This window comes from Bacillus sp. JJ783 (genome assembly GCF_036963225.1).
In the GTDB taxonomy this organism is placed as follows: Bacteria; Bacillota; Bacilli; order Bacillales; family Bacillaceae_G; genus Bacillus_A; species Bacillus_A cereus_U.
In genome coordinates, this window is the sequence record NZ_JBALMG010000109.1 from 1 (window position 1) to 24503 (window position 24503).

A 24503-nucleotide genomic window follows, 5' to 3' on the forward strand; every position below is an offset into this window, starting at 1 on the left:
ATCTGATAATCAAATAGTTTCTGAGAAATAATAAAAGACGGAAACTATAAAAAAAATATTTCTATCAGGCAATGGATTATGAAAATATTAGCTATTAATGGGCATTTTTTTTGCAGTAGAAATCATGGTTTATAAGGTGCCAATCTATTGGTTAGTACGTGTGGGGGATGACTCTGGTGCGCATTAGTTGAGACCGTATCTAATTTATGTTTAATTTTATTAACTCACACCATTCACAAGATTTTCACATAATTAATGACTATACTTATTTACAGGATGTTCAAATGAAAATGATTATCAATAGCAATTTAGATGCATAAAAGTTACTATCTAATTTAATCTATGGACGTTATCATTTTCAAACTAAATTACATTATAAGGAGTATACGTATGAAAAAAACTATGCTTTTAAAATTAGTAAGTATTCTAGCAATTTTCACTTTAATGTTAGTAGCTTGCTCAGATTCAAGTAAAGAAACTTCAAAGGCTAATAAAGGTAATAGTAGTGATAAGCAAAAGACGATTGAAATCACTGATGCTCATGGAACTGTTAAAGTCCCTGTAAACCCAAAGAATGTAGTTGCTTTGGATAACAGAACTTTTGAAACTTTAGCTGATTGGGGAATTAAATTAGCGGCTGCTCCAAAGGATATCATGCCTGCAGATTCAGCATATAAAAAGGATAATTCAGTTGAAAATATTGGGAATCACCGTGAACCCAATCTTGAAATTATTGCAGCTGCAAACCCTGAACTTGTAATCGTTGGTCAAAGATTTGCTGATCATTACGAAGAGATCAAAAAATTAGTGCCAAATGCAGCTGTTATTGATCTTAATTTTGATGTTTCTGAGAAATCTACTACGCCTGGGAAAAACTTAGTAAAAGGACTTAAAGATTCTACAATTACTTTAGGAAAAATCTTTGATAAAGATAAAGAAGCTAAAAAATTAGTGGCTGATTTTGATAAATCTATTGAAACTGCAAAATCTGCTTATAACGGAAAAGATAAAGTTATGAGTGTTATCGTTACTGGTGGGAATATTGGTTTTGCTGCGCCTCACTCTGGTCGCGTTTGGGGACCAATGTATGAAATTTTCGGTTGGGTTCCAGCACTAGAAGTTTCAAATTCTACTGCAGGTCATAAAGGTGATGACGTTTCTGTTGAAGCTATTGCACAAACAAATCCTGATTGGCTTTTCGTATTAGATCGTGATGCTGCAACATCTGATGCAGCTACTTCAACACCTGCTAAGGATGTTATTTCTAAATCACCAGCTCTTCAAAACACAACTGCTGTTTCTAAAAAACAAGTTGTTTATGCACCAGAAGATACTTACACAAATGAATCAATTCAGACTTATATAGAGTTGTTTGGAAATCTTGCAAAAACTTTAGCTAAGTAGTGTAAAGGAGTACGAAACAGTGTCAAAAAATATAATTTCTAGGGTTGAGAATATTTCTCAACCCCAGTTTTATAATCACAATAAATTATGGACAAAACCTTTTATAATAGCGATTATAGTTGTTATAATTTTAGGGATTATATCACTGTTTACTGGAGTTTATGATATACGTGGACAAGAGGATGGAATGGAGATGTTTTTCATAACTCGTGTTCCGAGAACAGTTGCATTAATGCTTACTGGAGCTGCAATGGCGATGGCAGGGCTCGTAATGCAACTCATTACACAGAATCGCTTTGTTGAACCTACTACAACGGGGACTATTGAATGGTCAGGCTTAGGCCTGCTTTTTGTATATTTATTATTCCCTGCCCCGACTTTAGTGCAAAGAATGACTGGTGCAATCATTTTTTCTTTTATAGGAACTATGATTTTCTTTTTATTTTTAAGAAGAGTTAAACTTCGTTCTTCTTTAATTGTCCCGATTATTGGATTGATGCTTGGAGCAGTTATTTCTGCAGTGTCTACTTTTATGGGGCTCCTTTTTCAAATGACACAAAGTATTGAAACTTGGTTTGTAGGTTCATTTGCTAACATTCAGGTGGGAAGATATGAATATTTATGGCTGATTGTTATCATTACTTTGCTTATTTTTATGTATGCTAATAGATTGACTTTAGCTGGACTAGGAGAAGATGTCGCAACAAGCCTTGGAGTTAATTACAATAGAATTGTTCTTTTTGGCACTGCTCTTATCTCTGTTGCAGTTGGAATTGTTGCAGCTGTTATTGGAAACTTACCTTTCTTGGGATTAATTGTTCCAAATATTGTTTCCATGTTTAGAGGTGATGATCTTAGGGGTAATTTACCTTGGGTATGTTTGATCGGAATGGGGACAATAACTGCCTGTGACATCATTTCTCGAACAATTATAAAGCCTTTTGAAGTACCTGTTTCTTTAATACTTGCAACAGTGGGAGCAGTCGTGTTTATTACTATTTTATTGAGGCAAAGAAAACCAAGGAGGCTACGATGATCACATTAGAATATAAAAATAAAGAAAATGTCGAAATCGATTCTAGCCTTCATAATGAAAATAGATCAGCTAGTGCTTTTCGTTCTAAGAAGGAAGCAAGACGTTATTGGATTTTACTGATAACATTGATTGCTTTAGGTCTTCTTTCTTCATATGGACTTTTAGTTTATAACAATCCAGTTCCGATAGATTCACCTTCTTTTATTCCAGTTGTTAAGAGAAGGATAGTAGCTATTGTTGCAATGATTATTGCTGCAGTTTGCCATAGCTTGTCGACAGTTGCTTTCCAATCTATTACGAATAATAAGATTATTACTCCTTCGCTTTTAGGTTTCGAATCACTTTATTCAGCAATTCAAACGAGTACAATATTCTTCTTTGGTGCTAGTGCATTGATAAATTTTAATGGAATTGGATCATTTCTATTCCAAGTTGTTGTTATGGTCGTCATGAGTTTGATACTTTATGGATGGTTACTTTCCGGTAAATACGGGAATTTACAACTTATGCTTTTAGTTGGAATTATTATTGGTACCGGGCTAAATGCTGTGTCAACTTTCATGAGAAAACTACTTGCGCCTTCAGAATTTGATATTTTACAAGCAAGATTATTTGGTTCTGTTAATCATGCAGATCCTGCATATTTTCCTATTGTAATTCCTATGGTCATAATTATAGCAGTATTAATTTTTGCTCATTCTAAGAATTTGAATGTTTTGTCACTAGGAAAGGATGTTGCTACTTCTTTTGGAGTTAAATATCAACCTAGTGTAATTTATACGCTTGTATTAGTTGCTATTTTGATGTCCATTTCAACAGCTCTAATTGGGCCACTTACTTTCTATGGCTTTTTAGTAGCAACTTTGAGTTATCAGGCGGCGTCAACTTATGATCATAGATATATTTTTCCAATGGCTTTTGCTATAGGATTTTTGATAATGACGAGTGCATACTTTTTAATGTATCATGTATTCCATGCTCAAGGTGTAGTTTCAGTTATTATTGAATTATTTGGTGGAATAATATTCTTAACTATAGTTTTAAGGAAGAGGGCTTTATGATAAAAATTGATAATGTTAAAAAGTTCTATACTGATAAGGTGAAAATAGGACCTTTGGATATTGAAATACCAAAAGCGGGCTTTACTTCTTTAATTGGACCAAATGGCGCTGGAAAGTCAACGACACTATTGATGATTGGAAGACTTTTAGATATGGATGAAGGCCAAATTCAGGTAGCGAATATGGATGTTTCTGAATCCAAATCAAAAGACTTAGCAAAAGTTTTGACTATATTGCGACAAGAGAATCATTTTGTAACTAGGCTTACTGTTAGACAATTAGTTGGATTTGGGCGCTTTCCTTATTCAAAGGGAAGATTAACTAAAGAGGATGAATCTATTATTTCTAAATATATCGATTTTCTAGATTTAACTAATTTAGAGAATAGATATTTAGATGAGCTTTCTGGTGGTCAAAGACAAAGGGCATATGTAGCGATGGTATTGTGCCAAGAGACTGAATATGTACTTTTGGACGAGCCTCTGAACAACCTTGATGTTGCTCGTTCTGTTCAAATGATGGAGCATTTGAGACGTGCAGCTAATGAATTTGGAAGAACAATTTTGACGGTTATGCATGACATAAATTTTGCAGCCAAATATTCGGATAAAATTTGTGCTATGAAGGATGGACAAATTGCTGCTTTTGGAACAGTAGAAGAGGTTATGGACCCAACAATTTTAACAGATATTTTTGAAACGAAAATTGAAATTATCAAAGGTCCTTATGGGCCAATCGCTGTTTATTAGTTACAAAATGTGAAAAATGAGTATGTCAAAAAATACTGTAGCTTGTGTAAATCATGCCTGCTACTCTAGTTGAAGTTGCTGTCTGTATTTTATAGGCAGCAGCTTTTTTTAATGCGGTTGCCCATGATAACTCTTAATATTTCTGGCTGCTCGTAACAGTCCTACATGTATTTCATTACTTCCGGTCCTGCGATGCTTCCAACAATAAACTTGTAAATTACTCATGAAATGCAAAGGAACGCTTCGCATTTTCAAGTATTTACCAAACGAAAAATTTATCTCTGTATAACTTTTTATAAGAATTCAGCTTGTTTTTTTTGTATGTAATATTGCATATAAGAGTGTATTGATAAAAGTGTAAGGGGTCACTATAATGAGGGCATAAAGATAAATCACATTTTCGTAGCAATAAAAAAGGAGGAAATAATATGGAAATCGCAATGGCAGTTTTGAAATTTGTAGGTGGCGTAATCCCGTTAATTCAAGAACTTTTGAAAGCATTTATGTAGGTTTATTAGTTAGCTATCATTTATCAATCATTATCATATCTTACTAAAAAAAGAACGGGGTGATTTTTCTGAATATTAAGAAAAACACTAAAAGAAGAAAGTTCCTTGCGTGTTTATTAGTTAGTCTATGCACTATTAATTATTCATCTATTTCCTTCGCAGAAACACAAGCAGGTAATACAACTGATGTAACCAAAAATGCTAGTGGCATTGATACTGGTATAGCAAATCTTAAATATAATAATCAAGGGGTTTTAGCTGTAAATGGTGATAAAGTAGAGAGTTTTGTTCCGAAAGAAAGTATCAGTTCAAATGGTAAATTTGTAGTAGTGGAACGCGAGAAAAAATCACTTACAACTTCACCAGTCGATATTTCGATTATTGATTCTGTGGCGAATCGTACGTATCCAGGAGCGGTACAACTTGCAAATAAAGCTTTTGCAGACAATCAACCGAGTTTATTAGTGGCTAAGAGAAAGCCTTTGAATATTAGTATAGACTTACCTGGCATGAGAAAAGAAAATACAATTACTGTCCAAAATCCGACATATGGTAATGTGGCTGGAGCAGTAGATGATTTAGTATCTACTTGGAATGAAAAGTATTCTAAAACACATACGTTACCTGCAAGAATGCAGTATACAGAATCTATGGTTTATAGTAAATCACAAATCGCAAGTGCCCTTAACGTTAACGCTAAATATCTTGATAACAGTCTAAACATTGATTTTAATGCGGTTGCAAATGGAGAGAAAAAAGTGATGGTAGCGGCATATAAGCAAATATTTTATACCGTAAGTGCTGAACTACCTAACAATCCATCCGATCTTTTTGATAATAGTGTTACTTTTGGTGAGTTAACTCGTAAAGGTGTAAGTAATTCGGCCCCACCTGTTATGGTCTCAAATGTAGCTTATGGTAGAACTGTTTATGTAAAATTAGAAACAACATCTAAGAGCAAAGATGTACAAGCTGCTTTTAAAGCCTTACTTAAGAATAACAGCGTCGAAACGAATGGACAGTACAAAGATATTTTTGAAGAAAGTACTTTTACTGCTGTAGTATTAGGCGGAGATGCGAAAGAGCATAACAAGGTTGTTACTAAAGATTTCAATGAAATCCGAAATATCATTAAAGATAATGCTGAATTAAGTCTTAAAAATCCAGCATACCCAATTTCATATACAAGTACTTTTTTAAAAGATAATGCAACTGCTGCTGTTCATAACAATACAGATTATATCGAGACGACAACTACAGAATATTCAAGTGCTAAAATGACACTGGATCATTACGGTGCTTACGTTGCGCAATTTGATGTATCTTGGGATGAATTCACATTTGATCAAAATGGTAAAGAAGTACTAACACATAAAACATGGGATGGTAGCGGCAAAGACAAAACGGCTCATTACTCTACAGTTATCCCTCTTCCACCAAATTCAAAAAATATAAAAATCGTAGCAAGAGAATGTACTGGTCTTGCATGGGAATGGTGGAGAACAATTATTAATGAACAAAATGTTCCATTAACAAATGAAATAAAAGTTTCAATTGGAGGAACAACATTATACCCAACTGCTAGTATTAGTCATTAGGTATAAAAAGGCGCCCTGTAAGCAAGGCGCTTTTTTACTTAGTCACAAATTTTACTCTTTCCAAAACTGTTCCAATAGAATGACAAGCATGGTACCCACAAGTAATCCATTACTTAAAACATATTGTAAGGAAGAAGGAATTCCGCTAAATGCACTTTCTGGAAGAAACATTATTCCCAAACTGATTAATAATGAAATTCCTAATATAGTTAATCGGCGTTGATTTAATTCTTCACGTAAAATGGATTGAAATGAAATGCCTATTACTTGGACAAATGTTGCTAAAAGTGCGGCATTAGCAATAGGACCTGGTAGCAAGGATATAAAGTTTACAATTGAAGGAATAAAAGAAATTCCTGCTAATATAAGACTTGCTATAAGGAACGACTTCACTTTTCTTTGTCCTGTTAGTTGAATGAATCCTGCTGATGCAGGTAATGGTACAATTCCAATTGTAGAAAACAACGACGAGATAATATGCGATATACCTCCGGCCCACACGCCGCGGTTCAGTATTTGCTTTTCATTTTCTTTAGATAACGGAGCCACTTGTTTTACAGCCGAAATAGCAGCGATTGTATTTGCAACTAAAAGAAATGTAAATAAAGTTGCAGTTAGAGCCATTCCGATATCGAATCTAGGTGTGCCCCAAGAAAATAGCTCTGGTAACTTAACTAACGGTGTGTGTGAAGGCATATGAGATGATTTTCCTAATACAGCATACAAAAGCCAACCACATGAAATTCCAAGTAACACAGCGTAACTTTTCATCCATCCGTTCCCTTTAATTGATAAGAAAGTAATAAGGGCAAAAACAAAGAGCGCAATAGCAGCCGTTGTATAATCAGGATGAGTTACAGCTCCTTGTAATCCCATCATTCCTTTTAGTAACACACCACTAAGCTGAAGAGATAATATTAAAAGAAAAGTTCCTGTAACCAAGGGTGTAAATAAACGTAGAATTCGATGAACAAGCCCTGTTATACCAAGGACGAAGAGTAATATACCTGCAATAATTAATCCGCCTTCTAAAAGTTGTAATACATCCTTTGCACTTTGTCCCTGATGCATAGCGACTTGTCCCAATATGACAAATATACTTACCCATGAACCGGCTGGCCCATCCGCTATGGGATAGCGATGCCCAAACCATGCTTGTATAAATGAACTTACTCCTACAACTAAAAAAGTTCGTTGCATTAATGTTGAGATATCTTCTATTGATAAATGGAATATGCCACCAATAATGATAGGCAATGCAATTGCATTTGCTAATAAAAACACAAACCACTGTAGAATACTAAAGCTCGTATCGACGTATTTTTTATTCATATTATTCTCCCTTGTATAAAAAGAATCTCATAGTAAAAATCCATCCTTTCTACACAGCTAGATTAAAAAGGATGGATTTTGTAAATCTATAAAATCACTTTAATTACATAGATAGATTTTTAATTAATTACCATGTACGGAACGGTAAGAATTTCCCGTTAAGTGTAATCACGATACGAGGGTCGCCACCTTTTGGATCTTCTTGTGTGTCCACACCTAGATTGAAGTTAATTGCACTCATTACACCTTCGCCAGCTTTTTCTAGGATTAATTCTCTAAGAGTTGGTGCGTATTGTAACATCATTTCATATAATCGATATAAGATTGGGTCAGTAGGAGGCATTTGCATTACTTGACCTCTAAGTGGAACTACTGTTAATGCTTGAACTACTTCTTCATCTAATTCTAATAGTTTACCGATTTTTTCTGCTTCTGGACGTGTCATTGTAGCTTGTCCTAATAACGCTGTTACAACCCAAGTCTCAGAGTTTTCACTTACTTTTGAAATTTCTTCCCATGTTAAACCTTTTGCAATTTTTGCTTCCATAATTTTTTGCGTAGCTTCTTGTCTATTCATATCTAATAACTTCCCTTCATTTAAGTAATAATTAATTTTTCATACCATTTAATGCTTTATATCCATCAACTATTAAATCTAATTTACCTGTGTGAGGATCAATAACTAAACCATGTACAGGAACATCTTTTGGAATAAGTGGATGATTTCTTACTAAATCAACATTAGCTTGAGTTGAACCGTTGACATCATCGAATCCAAATAACCATTTTTCAAGGTCAACACCAGCATATTCAATCGCTGATAAAATTTCTGGTGAAGCTACTCCACGATCTAATATTTTTTGAAGTGTTCCTTTTGGATTAGTTTGGCTCGCACCACATCTTTGGTGTCCGATAAGGAAGATTTCATCTGCATTTAGATCATATACTGATGCGACAACACTTTGCATAACACTATCGAAAGCAGAAGCAATTTTACCACCTGCATTTCTGATAACTTTTGCATCACCATCGTGTATATCTAAAGCTTTTGGAAGTAGCTCAATTAAACGAGCGTCCATGCAAGAAACAACAACCATACGTTTTTTAGGCATTTTTGTCGCTTCACGAGGAGCGTATTCTTTATTTTCTACAAATTGTTCATTGAACGATAAAATCTCTTGTAATAACATATTTGTAACCTCCTTTAAATCTAGATGTATTTTTTTGTTGCGTCCTCTGTGTTATAAGTAAATATAACTGATAAACAATGTGATGTAAGAGGATAAACTAAGTATAGTGAATTGTATCGACAAGCAGAATAAGTTGGCGAAACACTTTCTGGCTTTCTACTTTCACGATGAAAGGATTGGTTTATATCATTGATCAAACAGATTTTGAGATACTGAAATTATTAGGAGAAAACTCAAGAATACAATGGAAAGAACTTGGTCAAAAAATACATATGACGGGGCAGGCTGTAGGAAATCGAATTCGAAGATTAGAGGATTTAGGGATTATTGAACAATATACAATCGCAATAAACCGAATCAAATTAGGACAAGTAGTGACTGCATTTGTTACTTTATTCGTAACAACAGCTAATCATCAAGAGTTTATGAATTTCTTTCAAAAAGAAGAAGGGATTTCTGAAGTAGACCGTATAAGTGGTGAGGGATGTTATTTATTAAAAACACATTTTGCTTCCAATGAAGACTTAGATAAATTTCTAGGACGACTATTAGAGTACGGGAATTATCGTGTTAACCTATCAATAGGAAAGTTGAAATAAGGTTTCTTTTCCTTTGAGGGGATAGTAACATTATTTGCTAAATCTTATTTGTATAGAGATAATAAAGTCGTTTGATTTTTATCCCGCATTAACGGGCGAGTTAAAACGATTGGTCACTGGTATTACGCAAAAAATGCTTACTGAGCAATTGAAAGAGCTTGAAAAAGATGGGCTTGTGTCTAGAAAAGTATACAATCAAGTACCACCGAAAGTTGAGTATTCTCTTACGAAACAGGGACAATCATTAAAAGAAGTTTTAAAAGTACTTTGCGATTGGGGAAGCGACTATATTAAGCAAAGATATCCTAATGGTGAAGTGCTAGTGAAAGAGGACGATCATATTTGATTTAGCACTCCTATAATTGTAAGTTTGTTATAATGAACAAGTACTTATACGAAGGGGAGTTTAAAGAGAAAATGAAATCATTTAACATCGATCATTTTATTGCTAGTATCTTGCAGTGGATATTAAATATAGCTCTAATTATATTATCCATTGTTTTATCTATCTTTTTAATTAACGAGACGATTACTTTTATTCAATACATATTTTCAGCGAAGAAATACACACCGTATAAGTTAGTTGAAAGCATCATTGTCTACTTCTTATACTTCGAGTTTATCGCATTAATTATTAAGTATTTTAAATCAAATTATCATTTCCCGTTACGTTATTTTATTTATATCGGGATTACGGCTTTAATTCGATTAATTATCGTGTCTCACGATGAACCGGTTGAGACGTTGTTATATGCAGGGTCTATTCTCGTTTTAGTTATTGCTTTATACATATCCAATATGAGGGATTTGAAGAAAGAGTAGTAGTGCAGGCATAAGTTTGCACTATTTTTTACACCTTGACCTTCAAGTTACTTGAAAGTTTACAATGTAAGTAGGACGTTTGAAATCGAAAAAAATTGAGAAATTAAGTGAAGAGGTTTCTTTTACTTTGGAGGTTATGGAAATGAGTCAGGAATTAAAATTACGTCCTTTAGAACGGGAAGATTTAAAGTTTGTACACGAACTTAATAATAACGCGCATATTATGTCGTATTGGTTTGAAGAGCCATATGAGGCATTTGTGGAGCTGCAGGATTTATACGATAAACATATACATGATCAAAGTGAGCGCCGATTTATCGTTGAGAAAGATAATGAGATGGTTGGATTGGTCGAATTAGTAGAAATCGATTATATTCACCGTAGAACTGAATTCCAAATTATTATTGACCCGAGTTACCAAGGTTACGGTTATGCAGCTGATGCAACGCGTTTAGCAATGGATTACGCTTTTTCCGTATTAAATATGCATAAAATATATTTAGTTGTCGATAAAGAGAATGAAAAAGCTGTACACGTTTATAAAAAGGTCGGATTTATAGTAGAAGGTGAGCTTCAAGATGAGTTCTTCGTTGATGGCAACTATCATAATGCGATAAGAATGTGTATGTTCCAAAAAGAATATTTTAGAGTGAAGAGGCTATAGATAATGATTGTCTATAGTCTTTTTTTGTTGTTCAAAACAACAACTATTTATTGTAAAACGATAAATAGTTGTTGACTTATAATGTGGTCGGGCTTATTATGAGGGTAGCAAAAGGAATGCGGAAAAATTAATTGTGAAATTAAAGGGGAATATATTATGAAAAATAAATTTTTATTAGCTATCGTACTAATATCGTTAGGAGTTACCTGTTTATTAATACACGGTACAACTAGTAAAGTGGCGGCTAATGGGCTTCTTGTAGAACCTTTCTTTTTCCTAGTACCAGTAAGCTACCTATTGTTCTTTAGTGGTATTGGTGTGTTGCTAGTTGGATTTATCACTTCAAAGTTGAAAAAACAGCGATAGATAAATGCTGTTAGGTCAGGAGGGGGTTTTTGTGAAACAAAACGAATTGTCATTATGGTTAAAGTTAATTATCATTCTTTGCGGATGTTTTGGTTTATTGTTCTGCATATATATTGGGCCAGAAACGGGAAGAGCGGTATTGTTATCTTCAGAAAGTTTGAAGGGACTATATAAGCCATTCGTACTGTTCATTTGGATCACAGGAATTCCATTTTTCAGCGCTTTATTTTTAGGGTGGAAAATATGTTCAGAGATTGCTTCAGACAAATCCTTTACTGTGAAAAATGCGAATCGATTAAAGAGGATTAGCATTTTATCGATGACTGAAGGGATTTTATATATCGGAGCATTACTATATATTTTTGTAGCTGGAAGTTATCATACGAGCGTTTTAGTTATTCTGTTACTTATTTTATTCTTCTCGGTCGTTATATCTATTTTTACTTCCTTACTTTCTCATTTAATTAGAAAAGCAAGTGAAATAAAAGATGATAATGACTTAACGATTTGAGGTGCTCTGTTATGACGATTGTAGTAAATCTCGATGTAATGTTAGCGAAAAGAAAAATGAGTGTGACAGAGCTATCTGAGAAATTAGGAATTACAATGGCGAATGTCTCGATATTAAAAAATGGAAAAGCAAAAGCAATTAAATTCTCAACTTTAGAGAAGATATGTGAAGCTTTAGAGTGTCAGCCAGGTGACATTTTAGAGTATAAAAAGGAGGAGTTATGATGAAGAAAAAGTATTTATTGGCGTCTAGTCCGATATTTTTAGGAGTGTTATGTATAATTATGTTTAATATAATTGGTTCTGAAGTGAAGCCAGATGGAACTTTAGTGGAACCATTTTACTTAATTCCATTAGCGTATTTGTTTGCCTTTAGTGGGATTATTGCGATCTTATTTGTAGTACTTTTCTCGATGTTTCGAAAAAAGCAAGAGCGATAAAACACTTACTATGAAATAGAGACATATGATATGGAAGAAAAATAAAAAGTGAGCTGAATAATGATGAACCATTATTTTCACCTTGGAAGACAAGTAGGACCAGCTATTACAGTGGCCGGGGCACAGATGACAATTCAGGCAGTGCATCAGGCCATTCAAATGCAACAACAAGCACAAGTAGCGCAAATGATGCAGAGCCAGTATATGTCGTATTCACAGCTTCCTGTGCAAAGTATACATTATGATGTGTATCCAGCTGGTTTGTTTTCAATTCCATATGGTGCAACATACTTTTTATGAAAGAAAGCGACCGGTAAAAGAGTCGCTTTTTTATATGCCACCTAACTTCATCCCGAGGAATGCGAAGATGATACCAATCATATAAGTCGCGCTTAAATATAAAAATAGTATGCCAAATTTTTTGCGGCTGAAAAGCTGAACGGATTCTAATTTAAACGTTGAAAATGTAGTGAAGGCGCCCATAAATCCTGTGCCTAATAATGATTGCCAGCTTGTAGTTATCCCTTTGCCAATTATATATCCGAGTAAAAATGCTCCGGTTATATTAACGAGGAATGTAGCAATTGGAAATGAAGTTTTATTTCTTTCTTTAAACCAATTACTAATTGCAAATCGTGTAATGGCACCGAAGAATCCTCCTGTTGCTACTAATAAAGCGTTAATCATGATATTTCACCTTCCTCAAGGTGTTTTTGTAGTAAAAAATCTCCAAGTTTATAGCCAAGACCAGACATAATTAGACCGCCTAGCATACTGCAGGATACATATAAAAATGCGATACCAAAATATGAATGATTGATTAACTGTATAGTTTCTACGCTGAATGTTGAAAATGTCGTAAATGAACCGATAAACCCGGTTCCAATTCCAGTAATAACTTCGGAGGATAAGATGTTTAACCGAGCGATATAGGTGGTTAGCAAAGCAAGTAAGAAACAGCCAATTAAGTTAATCGTTAATGTAGCGAGTGGTAATACATGATGCCAAAGCGTATCGATAGTAAAACCTAAATAATAACGGGAAAGAGCTCCGAATATACCAGCTATGCCAACAATAATATATTTCAATTTCTTCACCTCTCTAATAGTTTACTCAAAAAAAATAGACTCCTACCAGTAGTCATACTGGTAGGAGTCATTAGCTAATTCGCATTTACGGCGAACTCCATCGCCTATAAGTTCTATTTATAGTGTACTAAATATTATTTTGGATTACCAATAAATATGTTAACGAAAAGTAGGATATGTATATTCTTTGAAGTTGCAATTTCTCTGTTGTGGATTGTAATTGCTTTACAGTCTTGTCTTCTTAAATGTTATGATTGAATTTCAAGATAATTGCAGTGAGAGAAACAACGATTATTTATTAGCTAAATATAATGATATGAATTTTTCTTTATGGTAAAATATTTCTTGTGTCTTTAATCTGTCTTTATTTAACTGAAAATACAGAAAAATAAAATGTTATTTTACAAAAAAAGGGGTCATGTGTTTTGAAGAAATTTTTAAAAATAGTATTAATATTTATTTTAATAGTAGCTGGTATTCTAGGTGGATTTTTAGCTTATATGACACTTACAAAAGAGCAGCCAGCGAATGTTTTAGACGTAAAGGTTGAAAATAACAAAGAGCGTGTACTGCAGCAAGGAAATGAATTTAAAGTTACAACATTTAATATTGGATATGCTGGATTAGATAAGGATCAAGACTTCTTTATGGACGGTGGAAAAGGTTCTGGTTCGAGTAGTAAAGAACAGACTGAAATAAACTTAAAAAATATGCTTTCATTTTTACAAAATGAGAATAGCGATTTTACATTGTTACAAGAAGTTGATATAAAATCCCACCGATCATTTGATGTAAATGAGCATGAGTTTTTGAAAAAAGGATTATCTGATTATGCTTCGTCATTTGGGAAGAACTACGATACTAAGTGGGTTCCTGTCCCAGTCACAAAACCGCTGGGATATGCTGAGGGCGGATTAAGTACATTTTCTAAATATACAGTTCAAACAGCAACGCGGTTCCAACTACCCGGAATGGAGCCTTGGCCGAAGCGTTTATTCGATTTAGATCGAGCGATTGTTGAACATAAAATCCCTGTTAATAATGGGAAGTATGTTAGGCTCGTAAATGTACATTTATCTGCTTATGATGAGGGCGGAAAAATTAGAAAGCAACAAGCAGAGTATTTAAAAGAATATATGAACAAGTGTTATCAAAATGGTGATTACGTAATATTAGGTGGGGATTGGAACCAGTTACTTTCTAATGTTCAATTAAGTGATCCTAAGTTTGTGAAAGAGCGTCCTGAATGGCTAGTAGAGTTACCAAAGGACTTTGCGGATGGAGGATTTCAATGGGCTGTAGATCCATCTGTTATGACGGTAAGGGATGATGTGAAGAAATATGTGGAAGATGAAAACTTTGTCACTATTATTGATGGATTTATGGTTTCACCGAATGTTGAAATTGTAAATGTACAAGGGAAAGACTTAAAGTTTGAAAATAGTGATCATAACCCAGTTAGTGCGGTATTTAAATTGAAATAATTGATGCGCGGGGCTTAATAGAATATCACATAAAAAGAGCACAATAATGTGCCCTTTTTATACTTGGTAGGAATTTAATTGCTTTTCTCCGCGTTTTCTGCCAAGCTTAAGGAGAAAAATACTTCGAAGAAAGAAATATATAGGTGACACATATGATTGAAGTTAAGACTTCTGAACTTAGTGATGGAGAATTTAATAGAGGTGTATTTGCAACTCGTGATATTAAAAAGGGTGAGTTGATACACTCAGCACCAGTTATCTCTTATCCGAATGAACAGCATGAACACATTGAGAAAACGTTACTTGCTGACTACGCATTTGAGTATGGGGTAAATCATACGGCATTCCTTTTAGGATACGGCATGTTATTTAATCATGCATATAATCCGAATGCAACGTATGATATTGTCTTTGAGAATCATACATTTAACTTCTTTGCTTACAAAGATATAAAAGCGGGAGAAGAGATTCTAATCAATTATAATGGTGAAGTTGATGACGATGAGCTATTATGGTTTGATAAGGAAAAAGAAGAGAACGAAAAATAATTTAATGAGTATAGAAAGGGCACATTCTGTGGGATGTGCTCTTTTTTTTATGGATGTGAGTAAAGTAAAGATTACAAAATAATACCATTTTTCTTTCGTATGGTATAGTAAGATAATGAGGGATAGTGTTTTGTAAAAGTTATATATTTTACAATTTGTTGTCTATATAGTTACATGTCAAGTTTAGTAGCCTATTTGGGTTGCTTTATTATGCGATATATATTTTAATATGAGTGGCACCTCTTATAATGTAAGAGGTTTATAGGTGTCTCGAATTGATTTTAGGTACACTGTATCCACCACTTTAGGTTTATTTCATGTATGTGGGGATATTATGGGCCCGTGGATAGCGGGATAAAAAGATTATAGAAATAGAGGAATCGTAAAATGAATATGCAAGAGGTTTATAAATATTTAAGTACAGTATTGCCTGAAGGTCATGTGAAGCAAGATGAAATGCTGAAGAATCATACGCATATTAAAGTTGGCGGAAAAGCAGATGTGTTCGTTGCGCCTACAAATTATGTTGAAATTCAAGAAGTTATCAAGTATGCGAATCAACACAATATTCCAGTTACGTTTTTAGGAAACGGTTCGAATGTCATTATTAAAGACGGTGGTCTTCGCGGGATTACAGTAAGTTTAATTCATATTACAGGTGTTACTGTAGCGGGGACAACGATTGTTGCGGGGTGTGGTGCAGCGATTATTGATGTGTCACGAATTGCATTGGATCACAATTTAACAGGACTTGAGTTTGCTTGTGGTATTCCAGGTTCAGTTGGTGGAGCGTTATATATGAATGCTGGTGCATATGGCGGTGAAGTAGCTTATGTATTAACAGAAGCAGTTGTAATGACAGGTGATGGAGAGCTATGCACTTTAACGAAAGATGCATTTGAATTTGGATATCGTAAGAGTGTATTTGCGAACAATCATTACATTATTCTTGAAGCGAAGTTTGAACTTGAAGAAGGTGTGCGTGAAGAAATCAAAGAAAAAATGGATGATTTAACGTTTAAGCGTGAATCAAAACAACCGTTAGAGTATCCTTCATGTGGTAGTGTATTTAAGCGTCCACCAAATAATTTTGCGGGTAAGCTTATTCAAGAATCAGGACTGCAGGGTAAGCGAATTGGCGGAGTGGAAGTTTCTTTAAAACACGCTGGATTTATGGTGAATGTTGATAACGGAACTGCGCAAGATTACATTGATTTAATTCATTTCGTACAAAAGACAGTTGAAGAAAAATTCGGTGTGAAATTAGAGCGAGAAGTAAGGATTATTGGAGAAGATCTACAGTAACCTTTGAAGAAAAAAACGTATAAAAGTATGAATTATTTCGAAATAACATTTGGATATTGTTGACAATTTGTTTTCAATTCAATATAATGGCTAATAATTTAACAAATAAAATATACGTTGAAAGAGCCCAGTAGCAGTTTGTCACTGTTATCAAAGAGAGCTAGGGGTTGGTGGAACCTAGCACAAACAAACTTGTGAATTACACTCTGGAGTATCTTAGGTAATGCTAAGCGGAATAGCAATCGATATTATTGCTAAGAGTGGTATGAATAGCTATGCTATTTATGCAAACTGGGTGGTAACACGGTGAATAATCGTCCCTATGTCTATCGTAGACATAGGGACTTTTTGTTTTTAAAAAATAAAGGGGATGACAAAAGATGAATATTATTGATGAATTAGAATGGCGCGGTGCTGTGAATCAACAGACAGATGAAGAAGGTTTACGTAAGTTAGTAGAAGAGAAAAAGATTTCACTATACTGCGGAGTGGATCCGACTGGCGATAGTATGCATATAGGACATTTGATTCCTTTTATGATGATGAAGAGATTCCAATTAGCTGGCCATCATCCTGTTATTTTAATCGGCGGGGCAACAGGAACAATTGGTGATCCGAGTGGTCGTCAATCAGAGCGCCAATTGCAAACGTTAGAAGTAGTCCAGCATAATGTAGATGCATTAACAGCGCAAATGAAAAAGCTATTTGATTTCGGCGGGAATAGCGAAGTGAAGATGGTAAATAACTATGACTGGACACATAAAATAAACATTATCGAGTTTTTACGTGATTACGGAAAAAACTTTAGCATAAATAGCATGTTAGCAAAAGATATTGTCGCAAGTCGTTTAGATACAGGAATTTCATTTACAGAGTTCACGTACCAAATTTTGCAAGCAATGGACTTCCATCATTTATACAAAGAAGAAGATGTTCAATTACAAATCGGTGGTAGTGATCAATGGGGAAATATTACGAGCGGTTTAGATTTAATTCGTAAATTAGAAGGTCATGAGGCGAAAGTATTCGGATTAACGATTCCATTATTATTAAAATCAGATGGTACGAAGTTTGGTAAATCAGCAGGTGGTGCTATTTGGCTTGATCCGGAAAAGACAACAGCGTTTGAATTTTACCAGTTCTGGGTGAATACAGATGACCGTGATGTAATTAAATACTTGAAATACTTTACGTTCTTAACGAAAGAGAGAATTGATGAATTAGCAGCGAAGGTAGAAACAGAGCCTCATAAACGTGAAGCGCAAAAAGTATTAGCAGAAGAAATGACGAAATTCGTTCATGGAGAAGAGGCATTTTTGCAGGCTGTGAAAATTACAGCTGCGTTATTTAGCGGAGATATTAAATCGTTAACAGCTGATGAAATTGAACAAGGATTTAAAGAGATGCCGACATTTGAGTCTTCAAAAGAGACGAAAAACATTGTAGAGTGGTTAGTTGATTTAGGAATTGAACCTTCTAGACGTCAAGCGCGTGAAGATATTAATAATGGGGCTATATCTATGAATGGTGAAAAAGTAACGGATGTAGGCACTGATGTTACTGTAGAAAATTCATTTGATGGAAGATTTATTATTATTCGCAAAGGGAAGAAGAACTACAGCTTAGTGGAATTAGGAGAATAGTTCTTGTGAAAGAGTGGAAGTAGGGAAGATATCTACTTCTGCTCTTTTCATATACACAATTTCGACACAAAAAAGTCAGTATATTTTGATAATTAAAGAGGGTTATATTATTCTTTTGCCGAATAAATAAGTTAGAGAAAATTACGGATAAAAATAGCCCGAACCATGCAGGGCATGATTCGGGCTTATATTCAGATTAGTAAGCTAAGCTGAATAGACCTTTAATGTGTGATAAGTAACGAACGTTACTTGCTTCTTTCATTAATGATGCTGGTAAACCTTTAAGTGGAGTATTGCTTGCTCCGATTGTAGCAACAGCATCTTTACGTCCTAGACTAGCAAGTGTTCCAGAGTTGATAGGTGCGAACTCTTCGAATGCTTTGCCTTCTAGTGCTGCGTATAAGTTGTATCCAATTAACTCACCCATTTGCCAAGCGATTTGTGCAGTTGGTGGGTATGGACGACCGTCTGCAGCGAAGACAACAGCGCTATCTCCAGCAACGAATACGTCTTTGTGAGAAGTAGATTGTAGGTGCGCATCAACTGTTGCACGACCGCGGTTTACTTCAAGACCTGATTCACCAATTAATGGGTTACCTTGTACGCCGCCTGTCCAAACGAATGTGTTAGCAACGATTTTTTGACCGTCTTTTAAGTCGATTTCATTACCAGCAACGTTTGTTACAGGAAGACCTGTTAAGAATGTAACACCGCGTGCTTCTAAGCTAGCAGTTGCACGTTCGATTAAGTGGTCTGGTAATACTGGAAGGATTTTCGGACCTGCTTCAACAAGAAGAAGTTTAACTTCTTTTGGATTTACGCCGTGGCTTTTTGCAAGTTTAGGCATAATGTCAGCAAGCTCACCAACTAGCTCAACGCCAGTTAATCCGCCACCACCGATTACGATTGTAGCATCAGCTTCGTTTTTCGTTTTCGCGTATTCACGAATACGGTCTTCAACGTGTTTGTAGATTTTGTTTGCATCAGCAGCAGATTTTAATACCATGCTGTTTTCTTCTAGTCCTGGAATACCGAAGTAAGCAGTTTTACTTCCTAAAGCAACTACAAGTGCATCGTAAGATAGCGTAGTGCCACCAGCTAGTTTGATTTCTTTGCTATCAACTGAGAATGACTCAACTGTTGCAATTTTAAGATCGATGTCTTTACCTTTGAAAAGCTTTGTAAGTGGCATTGCAATTGCTTGCTCAGCAACGTTACCAGCTGCAAGGCGGTGTAGTTCAGTGATGATTTGGTGTGTTGGGTATTGGTTGATCACTGTAACTTGTGCTTCTGATTTGCTGTAGTATTTACGTACGTTTAAAGCGGCAAGAAGACCGCCATAACCAGCGCCTAAGATGACAATTTGTTTTGACATAGTATGTTATCCCCCGTCTTTACTAATTGTTGTTATAAGTTAAATTATTTATTATTACGTTCTGCACTAACTTGAAGGTATGCGTTCACAAAGCGGAACATTTTTTGTGCTTGTGGGTCTTTTAGTAATTTTAATAGACCGAACAGGCCGATAACTTCGTTGCTTTCGTCAGCACGATCTTTCGCTTCGATAGCAGTTGCAGCCATGCTTTTCACTGTATCTTTTACAGGTTCTACAAGCTCTGTAATTGCACTAACAGTGTCGTTTTTTAATACTTCATCAGTAGCAACAGTTTGAGCGAAGTCATAAGACTTAGTTAAAATGTTAACAAGCTCAGTTAATTTTGGAAGCTGCTCTACTAGTGTTGTTAATGATTCTTGTACCTCAGGTTTTAACAACTGATCAAGTACATCAAGTTGTCCTTGGCTAGCAGAAATTTGTACAGTTTCTTGTTCTGGCTTTGTTTGAGTCATAGTTTCTGGCATCTCCAATTCTCCTTTACGATAGCAATACTTTTATTTTTGATAGGCAAGATAGTAAACGGTTATGAAACTTTATACAAAGTTTCACAAAACACAATAAAATGCCTTTAAATTTATGACAGCAAGTAGGCTGAAAACATAAATTTAAAACCATAACGTCTTACCTATTATTTATGAACTGTCCGATACATGGCTTGTCCGCATAATGGAAAGTTCCCTTATCGGAAAGTGTATATAATATATATCCTATATTATATACTATATACACGTATGTTAACATAAAAATGATTCCTAATTATTTGATATTGAGCCTGTAACCTAGTAATGGCAAGGAATGAAAGCGCATAAATTATTTTATCTATCTTAAAAATGTACCTATATATAAATGGAAAAAGGAAAAAACGGACAAATTTATGTTCATTTTTTCCTTTTTTTATTGTTCATCCTCTGTAAGTAGCATTGATGTGTTACCGCTTTTTTCAAGATGACATTCGCCCCAAGTACAAAGAGAATCGAGAATGGATTCTAAAGACCATCCGTAATCAGTAAGGGAATATTCTACTTTTGGCGGTACTTGATTGTACACCTTTCTTTGAATAACTCCATCTTCTTCTAATTCACGTAGTTGCTGTGTTAACATCTTTTGTGTAATACCAGGCATTAAACGTTTTAGTTCACTCGTTCTCCTTGTACCTTTCGTTAAGTGGCAAAGAATAACGACTTTCCATTTTCCGCCGATAACCTCTAAAGTTGCCTCCACAGGAATATTATATTTTTTCATATGAAAATCTCCTTTGATGAATGTAGATTTCAGTTCTTCAACAAAAGAAGCTAAATAAAGTGAAACTTAAATGTTACTTTTTAGTGCCTATAGCACTTTAAAGTACGTACTTTTTATTATGTTGAATATGTTTCATAATAGCATACGTAAGAGGGAAATGAGTAGTACGGTACTAAAAAGTGCCTATGTTACTTTTTGGTACCTATCGTACTTTAAAGTGCGTTCTTCAAAAAAAGAGTGAAGCCATTCATAATAGCATTTATGAGCAGTAAAGTTATTTTTGTAGAAGATAAAAAGGCCTTTTTATCACACTATTATGATTGGATTTCTCGTATTAAGGAGGAGTTCAATTGAATTCATATACAGTATCTTCTTCGGCTGTTCAGACGAATCGAAGAAGTATGTTTGCTTTATTAGCGCTAGCAATTAGTGCGTTTGGAATTGGTACAACCGAGTTTATTAGCGTCGGTTTATTACCATCTATTTCGGAGGATTTACATGTTTCTGTTACAACAGCGGGTTTAACCGTTTCTTTATACGCGTTAGGAGTAGCATTCGGTGCTCCTGTTTTAACTTCGCTAACTGCTAGTATGTCGCGAAAGACGTTATTAATGTGGATTATGATTGTCTTTGTTATCGGTAATGGAATTGCAGCGGTAGCAACGAGTTTTACTGTGTTACTTATCGCGAGGGTCGTTTCTGCATTTGCACATGGTGTTTTTATGTCGATTGGTTCGACAATTGCAGCTGCACTTGTACCAGAGAATAAACGTGCTAGTGCAATAGCATTTATGTTTACTGGTTTAACCGTTGCGACTATTACAGGTGTCCCAATTGGAACATTTATTGGTCAACAATTTGGCTGGAGAGCGTCATTTATGGTGATTGTGGTCATTGGAATCGTTGCCTTAGTCGCAAACAGCATGCTAATTCCGTCTAACTTAAAAAGAGGTACGTCTGTATCATTTCGCGATCAATTCAAACTCATCACGAATGGAAGATTATTACTTGTTTTCATCATTACTGCATTAGGGTATGGTGGAACGTTTGTAACGTTTACGTATTTATCACCGCTATTACAAGAAGTAACAGGATTTAAATCGAGTACCGTTACAATCATTTTGTTAGTGTACGGAGTTGCAATTGCGATTGGAAATATGATTGGCGGGAAGTTATCGAATCATAATCCAATTCGTGCATTATTTTATATGTTCTTTATTCAAGCAATTGTATTATTCGTACTAACATTTACGGCGCCATTTCAAGTAGCGGGGCTTATCACAATTATTTTTATGGGGCTATTCGCGTTTATGAATGTTCCAGGGCTACAAGTGTATGTCGTTATATTGGCTGAGCGTTTCGTGCCGAGTGCCGTTGATATCGCATCAGCAATGAATATTGCAGCATTTAACGCAGGAATCGCTCTTGGGGCTTATTTAGGCGGTATTGTAACGAACTCGTTAGGATTAATTCATACAGCTTGGGTAGGCGGCATTATGGTAGTAGGTGCTGTTATTTTAACAGCGTGGAGTATGGCATTAGAAAAAAGAGATCAAGCAAAATAAAGGAGAGAAAAATATAATGAAAAATTTACAAAGTAAAACAACATTGCATAACGGTGTAGAAATGCCTTGGTTCGGTTTAGGTGTATTTAAAGTAGAAGATGGACCGGAACTTGTAGAGGCTGTAAAAGTAGCGATTAAAGAAGGGTACCGCAGTATTGATACAGCGGCGATTTATGGGAATGAAAAAGCAGTTGGAGAAGGAATTCGCGCTGGGATAAAAGAAGCAGGCATTTCTCGAGAAGATTTATTCATTACTTCAAAAGTATGGAACGCAGATCAAGGATATGAAACGACACTTGCTGCATATGAAGAGAGCTTAAAAAAATTAGAGCTAGATTATTTAGATTTATATCTCGTTCATTGGCCTGTTGAAGGGAAATATAAAGATTCGTGGAGAGCGTTAGAAACACTTTATAAAGAAGAACGCGTGCGTGCAATTGGCGTAAGTAACTTCCAAATCCATCATCTGAAGGATGTAATGGAAGGTGCAGAAATTAAGCCGATGATTAACCAAGTAGAGTACCACCCGCGTTTAACGCAGAAAGAACTACAAGCTTTCTGTAAAGAACAAAGTATCCAAATGGAAGCATGGTCACCACTTATGCAAGGGCAATTATTAGATAACGAAACTTTACAAGAAGTTGCTGATAAGTACGGTAAAACAACAGCGCAAATCATTTTACGTTGGGATCTTCAAAATGAAGTTGTAACGATTCCGAAATCAACGAAAGAACACCGTATTATTGCAAATGCTAATATATTTGACTTCGAATTAACAAAAGAAGATATGGAAAAGATTGATGCTTTAAATGAAAACCACCGCGTCGGTCCAAATCCGGATAACTTTGATTTCTAAACAAGTAGAGGGAAAGAGTGCAAACAGTTTGCACTCTTTTTTGTTTTGTCTATGCATAAAAAAATGTTCTAACTAAATAATAAACAGTATTAAATTTGTTATTTTATAAGGGGTTGTAGACATGAATATAAAACGATCGTTCAAGCTAATGGCCGCTTTTTTGAGTGTTTTATTTGTATTTGCGAACTTATTATTTCCACTTCAAAAGGCATCCGCAGAAGTTATGGATCATACGAAGTACCAAATGGATTGGAGTTATAGTAAGTCAAAGAAGAAACCAATTCGAACAGAGCTTATTAAAACAGCCGATGGCAAAATTGCTTTTTGCTTAAATGTAGATTTGAAATCTCCAGGCGGTCAAGACTTACCTGAAATGGGCAAAGTAGATATTAACGTGTACCGCGTACTATTAAACGGATATCCACAGAAGAGCCCGCAAGAATTAGGTGTTTCTGATTGGAGAGATGCACATTACGCAACGCAACTTGCGGTGTGGAATGCGTTAAAACAAATCGATATTAACGATTTAGATTTCCGTAATAAAAATGTAGAGAAAGTAACGAAAGATATTGTCGCAAAAGCAAGCGCTAGTGAGGAAATACAAGAAATTACGATGAGTGTAGTACCGTCAGAAGAACAAGAAGCAGTATTAAAAGATGAGTTTTTTGAAACTGGTTTATATACAGTGCAAACAAACGCTAAAAGTGGAACTTATAAAGTACAAGCAACTGGCGCACCAGAAGGCGCGAAGTTCGTAAATGAAAAAGGCGAGGCAAAAACAGAATTTAATGTGGGAGAGAAATTCCGCATTTTAATTCCGAAACAAACGCCAGCGGGTGGATTTAGCTTTAAAGTATCAGGCAATTTAACGAAATTACAAGGAATTGCACATAAAGGTACACCGACTATTCAAAATGCGGTTGTATTACTTGAGCGTAGTGAAGAGAAAACAAGTCCAGAATTAGCTGTAAGTTGGAAAAAAGCAAATGGTCATGATAATAAACCAAATAAACCCTATAAACCAAATGAACCACATAAACCGAATCAATATAACAGATGATGAAAAAAGCTCGTAAACACTATGTTTACGAGCTTT

At 35.0% G+C, this 24503-nt stretch carries 29 protein-coding genes, 1 riboswitch and 1 other annotated feature; of the genes, 21 read left to right on the forward strand and 8 right to left on the reverse strand.

Annotation, left to right across the window (positions count from 1 at the left end):
• Nucleotides 1–390: 390 nt before the first annotated feature.
• From V7038_RS21715 to alo, 5 genes are all read left to right on the forward strand, one after another.
• Complete coding sequence (locus tag V7038_RS21715; protein ID WP_002112790.1) at nt 391–1404, forward strand: siderophore ABC transporter substrate-binding protein; 1014 nt, start codon at nt 391–393, stop codon at nt 1402–1404.
• Between the two features lie 19 nt (nt 1405–1423).
• The gene (locus V7038_RS21720) at nt 1424–2440 is read left to right on the forward strand and encodes an ABC transporter permease (RefSeq protein ID WP_002112789.1); all 1017 of its coding nucleotides are present in this window, start codon (nt 1424–1426) and stop codon (nt 2438–2440) included.
• Nucleotides 2437–3501, forward strand: a complete 1065-nt coding sequence (locus V7038_RS21725; protein ID WP_070129154.1) for an iron chelate uptake ABC transporter family permease subunit — start codon at nt 2437–2439, stop codon at nt 3499–3501. The genes V7038_RS21720 and V7038_RS21725 overlap by 4 nt, the downstream gene beginning before the upstream one ends.
• The gene (locus V7038_RS21730; RefSeq protein WP_002112787.1) at nt 3498–4250 is read left to right on the forward strand and encodes an iron ABC transporter ATP-binding protein; all 753 of its coding nucleotides are present in this window, start codon (nt 3498–3500) and stop codon (nt 4248–4250) included. Before V7038_RS21725 ends, V7038_RS21730 begins: the two co-directional genes overlap by 4 nt.
• Nucleotides 4251–4818: 568 nt before the next feature.
• Entirely contained in the window at nt 4819–6357 is a 1539-nt protein-coding gene (alo, locus tag V7038_RS21735; protein ID WP_002112786.1) for an anthrolysin O/cereolysin O family cholesterol-dependent cytolysin Alo, read from the forward strand.
• 51 nt (nt 6358–6408) lie between these two features.
• Here the strand turns inward: alo and V7038_RS21740 are convergent, their stop codons facing one another.
• The 3 genes from V7038_RS21740 to V7038_RS21750 all read right to left on the reverse strand — a co-directional run bounded on the left by V7038_RS21740 (nt 6409) and on the right by V7038_RS21750 (nt 8879).
• Nucleotides 6409–7689, reverse strand: coding sequence for a purine/pyrimidine permease (locus tag V7038_RS21740; RefSeq protein ID WP_070179018.1), 1281 nt, complete (start codon nt 7687–7689; stop codon nt 6409–6411).
• A 127-nt stretch (nt 7690–7816) separates the two neighbouring features.
• Nucleotides 7817–8266, reverse strand: coding sequence for a cyanase (gene cynS / locus V7038_RS21745; protein ID WP_001081567.1), 450 nt, complete (start codon nt 8264–8266; stop codon nt 7817–7819).
• 31 nt (nt 8267–8297) lie between these two features.
• Nucleotides 8298–8879, reverse strand: a complete 582-nt coding sequence (locus V7038_RS21750; RefSeq protein WP_000926491.1) for a beta-class carbonic anhydrase — start codon at nt 8877–8879, stop codon at nt 8298–8300.
• Nucleotides 8880–9046: 167 nt separating this feature from the next.
• Here V7038_RS21750 and V7038_RS21755 point away from each other — a divergent pair, with 167 nt between their 5' ends.
• The 9 genes from V7038_RS21755 to V7038_RS21795 all read left to right on the forward strand — a co-directional run bounded on the left by V7038_RS21755 (nt 9047) and on the right by V7038_RS21795 (nt 12580).
• Complete coding sequence (locus V7038_RS21755; RefSeq protein WP_002089514.1) at nt 9047–9478, forward strand: Lrp/AsnC family transcriptional regulator; 432 nt, start codon at nt 9047–9049, stop codon at nt 9476–9478.
• A gap of 34 nt (nt 9479–9512) precedes the next feature.
• Nucleotides 9513–9824, forward strand: a complete 312-nt coding sequence (locus tag V7038_RS21760) for a winged helix-turn-helix transcriptional regulator (RefSeq protein WP_335695626.1) — start codon at nt 9513–9515, stop codon at nt 9822–9824.
• Nucleotides 9825–9895: 71 nt separating this feature from the next.
• A complete protein-coding gene (gene psiE / locus V7038_RS21765; protein ID WP_002112782.1) occupies nt 9896–10300 on the forward strand; it encodes a phosphate-starvation-inducible protein PsiE in 405 nt (134 codons plus the stop codon).
• Nucleotides 10301–10442: 142 nt separating this feature from the next.
• Nucleotides 10443–10964 carry a spermidine N1-acetyltransferase gene (gene speG / locus V7038_RS21770; RefSeq protein WP_002112781.1) on the forward strand — a complete coding sequence of 174 codons (522 nt, stop codon included), beginning with the start codon at nt 10443–10445 and terminating at the stop codon, nt 10962–10964.
• 156 nt (nt 10965–11120) lie between these two features.
• Entirely contained in the window at nt 11121–11330 is a 210-nt protein-coding gene (locus tag V7038_RS21775) for a DUF3955 domain-containing protein (RefSeq protein ID WP_002112780.1), read from the forward strand.
• Nucleotides 11331–11361: 31 nt separating this feature from the next.
• Nucleotides 11362–11841, forward strand: coding sequence for a DUF2975 domain-containing protein (locus tag V7038_RS21780; protein ID WP_002198897.1), 480 nt, complete (start codon nt 11362–11364; stop codon nt 11839–11841).
• A gap of 11 nt (nt 11842–11852) precedes the next feature.
• Nucleotides 11853–12065 carry a helix-turn-helix domain-containing protein gene (locus V7038_RS21785; protein WP_002112778.1) on the forward strand — a complete coding sequence of 71 codons (213 nt, stop codon included), beginning with the start codon at nt 11853–11855 and terminating at the stop codon, nt 12063–12065.
• Nucleotides 12065–12280, forward strand: coding sequence for a DUF3955 domain-containing protein (locus V7038_RS21790; RefSeq protein WP_002112777.1), 216 nt, complete (start codon nt 12065–12067; stop codon nt 12278–12280). The genes V7038_RS21785 and V7038_RS21790 overlap by 1 nt, the downstream gene beginning before the upstream one ends.
• 60 nt (nt 12281–12340) lie before the next feature.
• Entirely contained in the window at nt 12341–12580 is a 240-nt protein-coding gene (locus V7038_RS21795; protein ID WP_335695627.1) for a DUF3947 family protein, read from the forward strand.
• A 30-nt stretch (nt 12581–12610) separates the two neighbouring features.
• Here V7038_RS21795 and crcB (V7038_RS21800) read toward each other — a convergent pair whose 3' ends face one another.
• Nucleotides 12611–12967: a fluoride efflux transporter CrcB gene (gene crcB / locus V7038_RS21800; RefSeq protein WP_002112774.1), complete on the reverse strand. Its 357-nt coding sequence runs from the start codon at nt 12965–12967 to the stop codon at nt 12611–12613.
• The gene (gene crcB / locus V7038_RS21805; RefSeq protein WP_002198900.1) at nt 12964–13368 is read right to left on the reverse strand and encodes a fluoride efflux transporter CrcB; all 405 of its coding nucleotides are present in this window, start codon (nt 13366–13368) and stop codon (nt 12964–12966) included. Before crcB (V7038_RS21805) ends, crcB (V7038_RS21800) begins: the two co-directional genes overlap by 4 nt.
• Before the next feature lie 54 nt (nt 13369–13422).
• Nucleotides 13423–13482: riboswitch (Fluoride riboswitch) on the reverse strand.
• 311 nt (nt 13483–13793) lie between these two features.
• On the opposite strand from crcB (V7038_RS21805), the gene V7038_RS21810 reads away from it, so the two are divergent.
• The 4 genes from V7038_RS21810 to tyrS all read left to right on the forward strand — a co-directional run bounded on the left by V7038_RS21810 (nt 13794) and on the right by tyrS (nt 18348).
• On the forward strand, nt 13794–14852 hold the full coding sequence (locus V7038_RS21810; RefSeq protein ID WP_002112772.1) for an endonuclease/exonuclease/phosphatase family protein: 1059 nt from the start codon (nt 13794–13796) through the stop codon (nt 14850–14852).
• A gap of 152 nt (nt 14853–15004) precedes the next feature.
• Nucleotides 15005–15400 carry an SET domain-containing protein gene (locus V7038_RS21815; RefSeq protein WP_000573650.1) on the forward strand — a complete coding sequence of 132 codons (396 nt, stop codon included), beginning with the start codon at nt 15005–15007 and terminating at the stop codon, nt 15398–15400.
• 387 nt (nt 15401–15787) lie between these two features.
• Nucleotides 15788–16705 carry a UDP-N-acetylmuramate dehydrogenase gene (gene murB / locus V7038_RS21820; RefSeq protein WP_335695628.1) on the forward strand — a complete coding sequence of 306 codons (918 nt, stop codon included), beginning with the start codon at nt 15788–15790 and terminating at the stop codon, nt 16703–16705.
• Between the two features lie 108 nt (nt 16706–16813).
• Nucleotides 16814–17030 (forward strand) — a binding site (T-box leader).
• 55 nt (nt 17031–17085) lie between these two features.
• Complete coding sequence (tyrS, locus tag V7038_RS21825; RefSeq protein ID WP_002159940.1) at nt 17086–18348, forward strand: tyrosine--tRNA ligase; 1263 nt, start codon at nt 17086–17088, stop codon at nt 18346–18348.
• Between the two features lie 196 nt (nt 18349–18544).
• Here the strand turns inward: tyrS and V7038_RS21830 are convergent, their stop codons facing one another.
• From V7038_RS21830 to V7038_RS21840, 3 genes are all read right to left on the reverse strand, one after another.
• Complete coding sequence (locus tag V7038_RS21830; RefSeq protein WP_002112768.1) at nt 18545–19723, reverse strand: NAD(P)/FAD-dependent oxidoreductase; 1179 nt, start codon at nt 19721–19723, stop codon at nt 18545–18547.
• A 44-nt stretch (nt 19724–19767) separates the two neighbouring features.
• Nucleotides 19768–20208, reverse strand: a complete 441-nt coding sequence (locus V7038_RS21835) for a DUF1641 domain-containing protein (protein WP_002112767.1) — start codon at nt 20206–20208, stop codon at nt 19768–19770.
• A gap of 430 nt (nt 20209–20638) precedes the next feature.
• Entirely contained in the window at nt 20639–20986 is a 348-nt protein-coding gene (locus V7038_RS21840; protein WP_002112766.1) for a winged helix-turn-helix transcriptional regulator, read from the reverse strand.
• A 401-nt stretch (nt 20987–21387) separates the two neighbouring features.
• Between V7038_RS21840 and V7038_RS21845 the strand changes: the two genes are divergently transcribed.
• The 3 genes from V7038_RS21845 (at nt 21388) to V7038_RS21855 (ending at nt 24467) form a co-directional block, all read left to right on the forward strand.
• Nucleotides 21388–22551: an MFS transporter gene (locus V7038_RS21845; protein WP_198287690.1), complete on the forward strand. Its 1164-nt coding sequence runs from the start codon at nt 21388–21390 to the stop codon at nt 22549–22551.
• Between the two features lie 16 nt (nt 22552–22567).
• Nucleotides 22568–23407 carry an aldo/keto reductase gene (locus tag V7038_RS21850; RefSeq protein ID WP_002112764.1) on the forward strand — a complete coding sequence of 280 codons (840 nt, stop codon included), beginning with the start codon at nt 22568–22570 and terminating at the stop codon, nt 23405–23407.
• 121 nt (nt 23408–23528) lie between these two features.
• A complete protein-coding gene (locus V7038_RS21855) occupies nt 23529–24467 on the forward strand; it encodes a thioester domain-containing protein (RefSeq protein WP_335695629.1) in 939 nt (312 codons plus the stop codon).
• Nucleotides 24468–24503 lie beyond the last annotated feature (36 nt).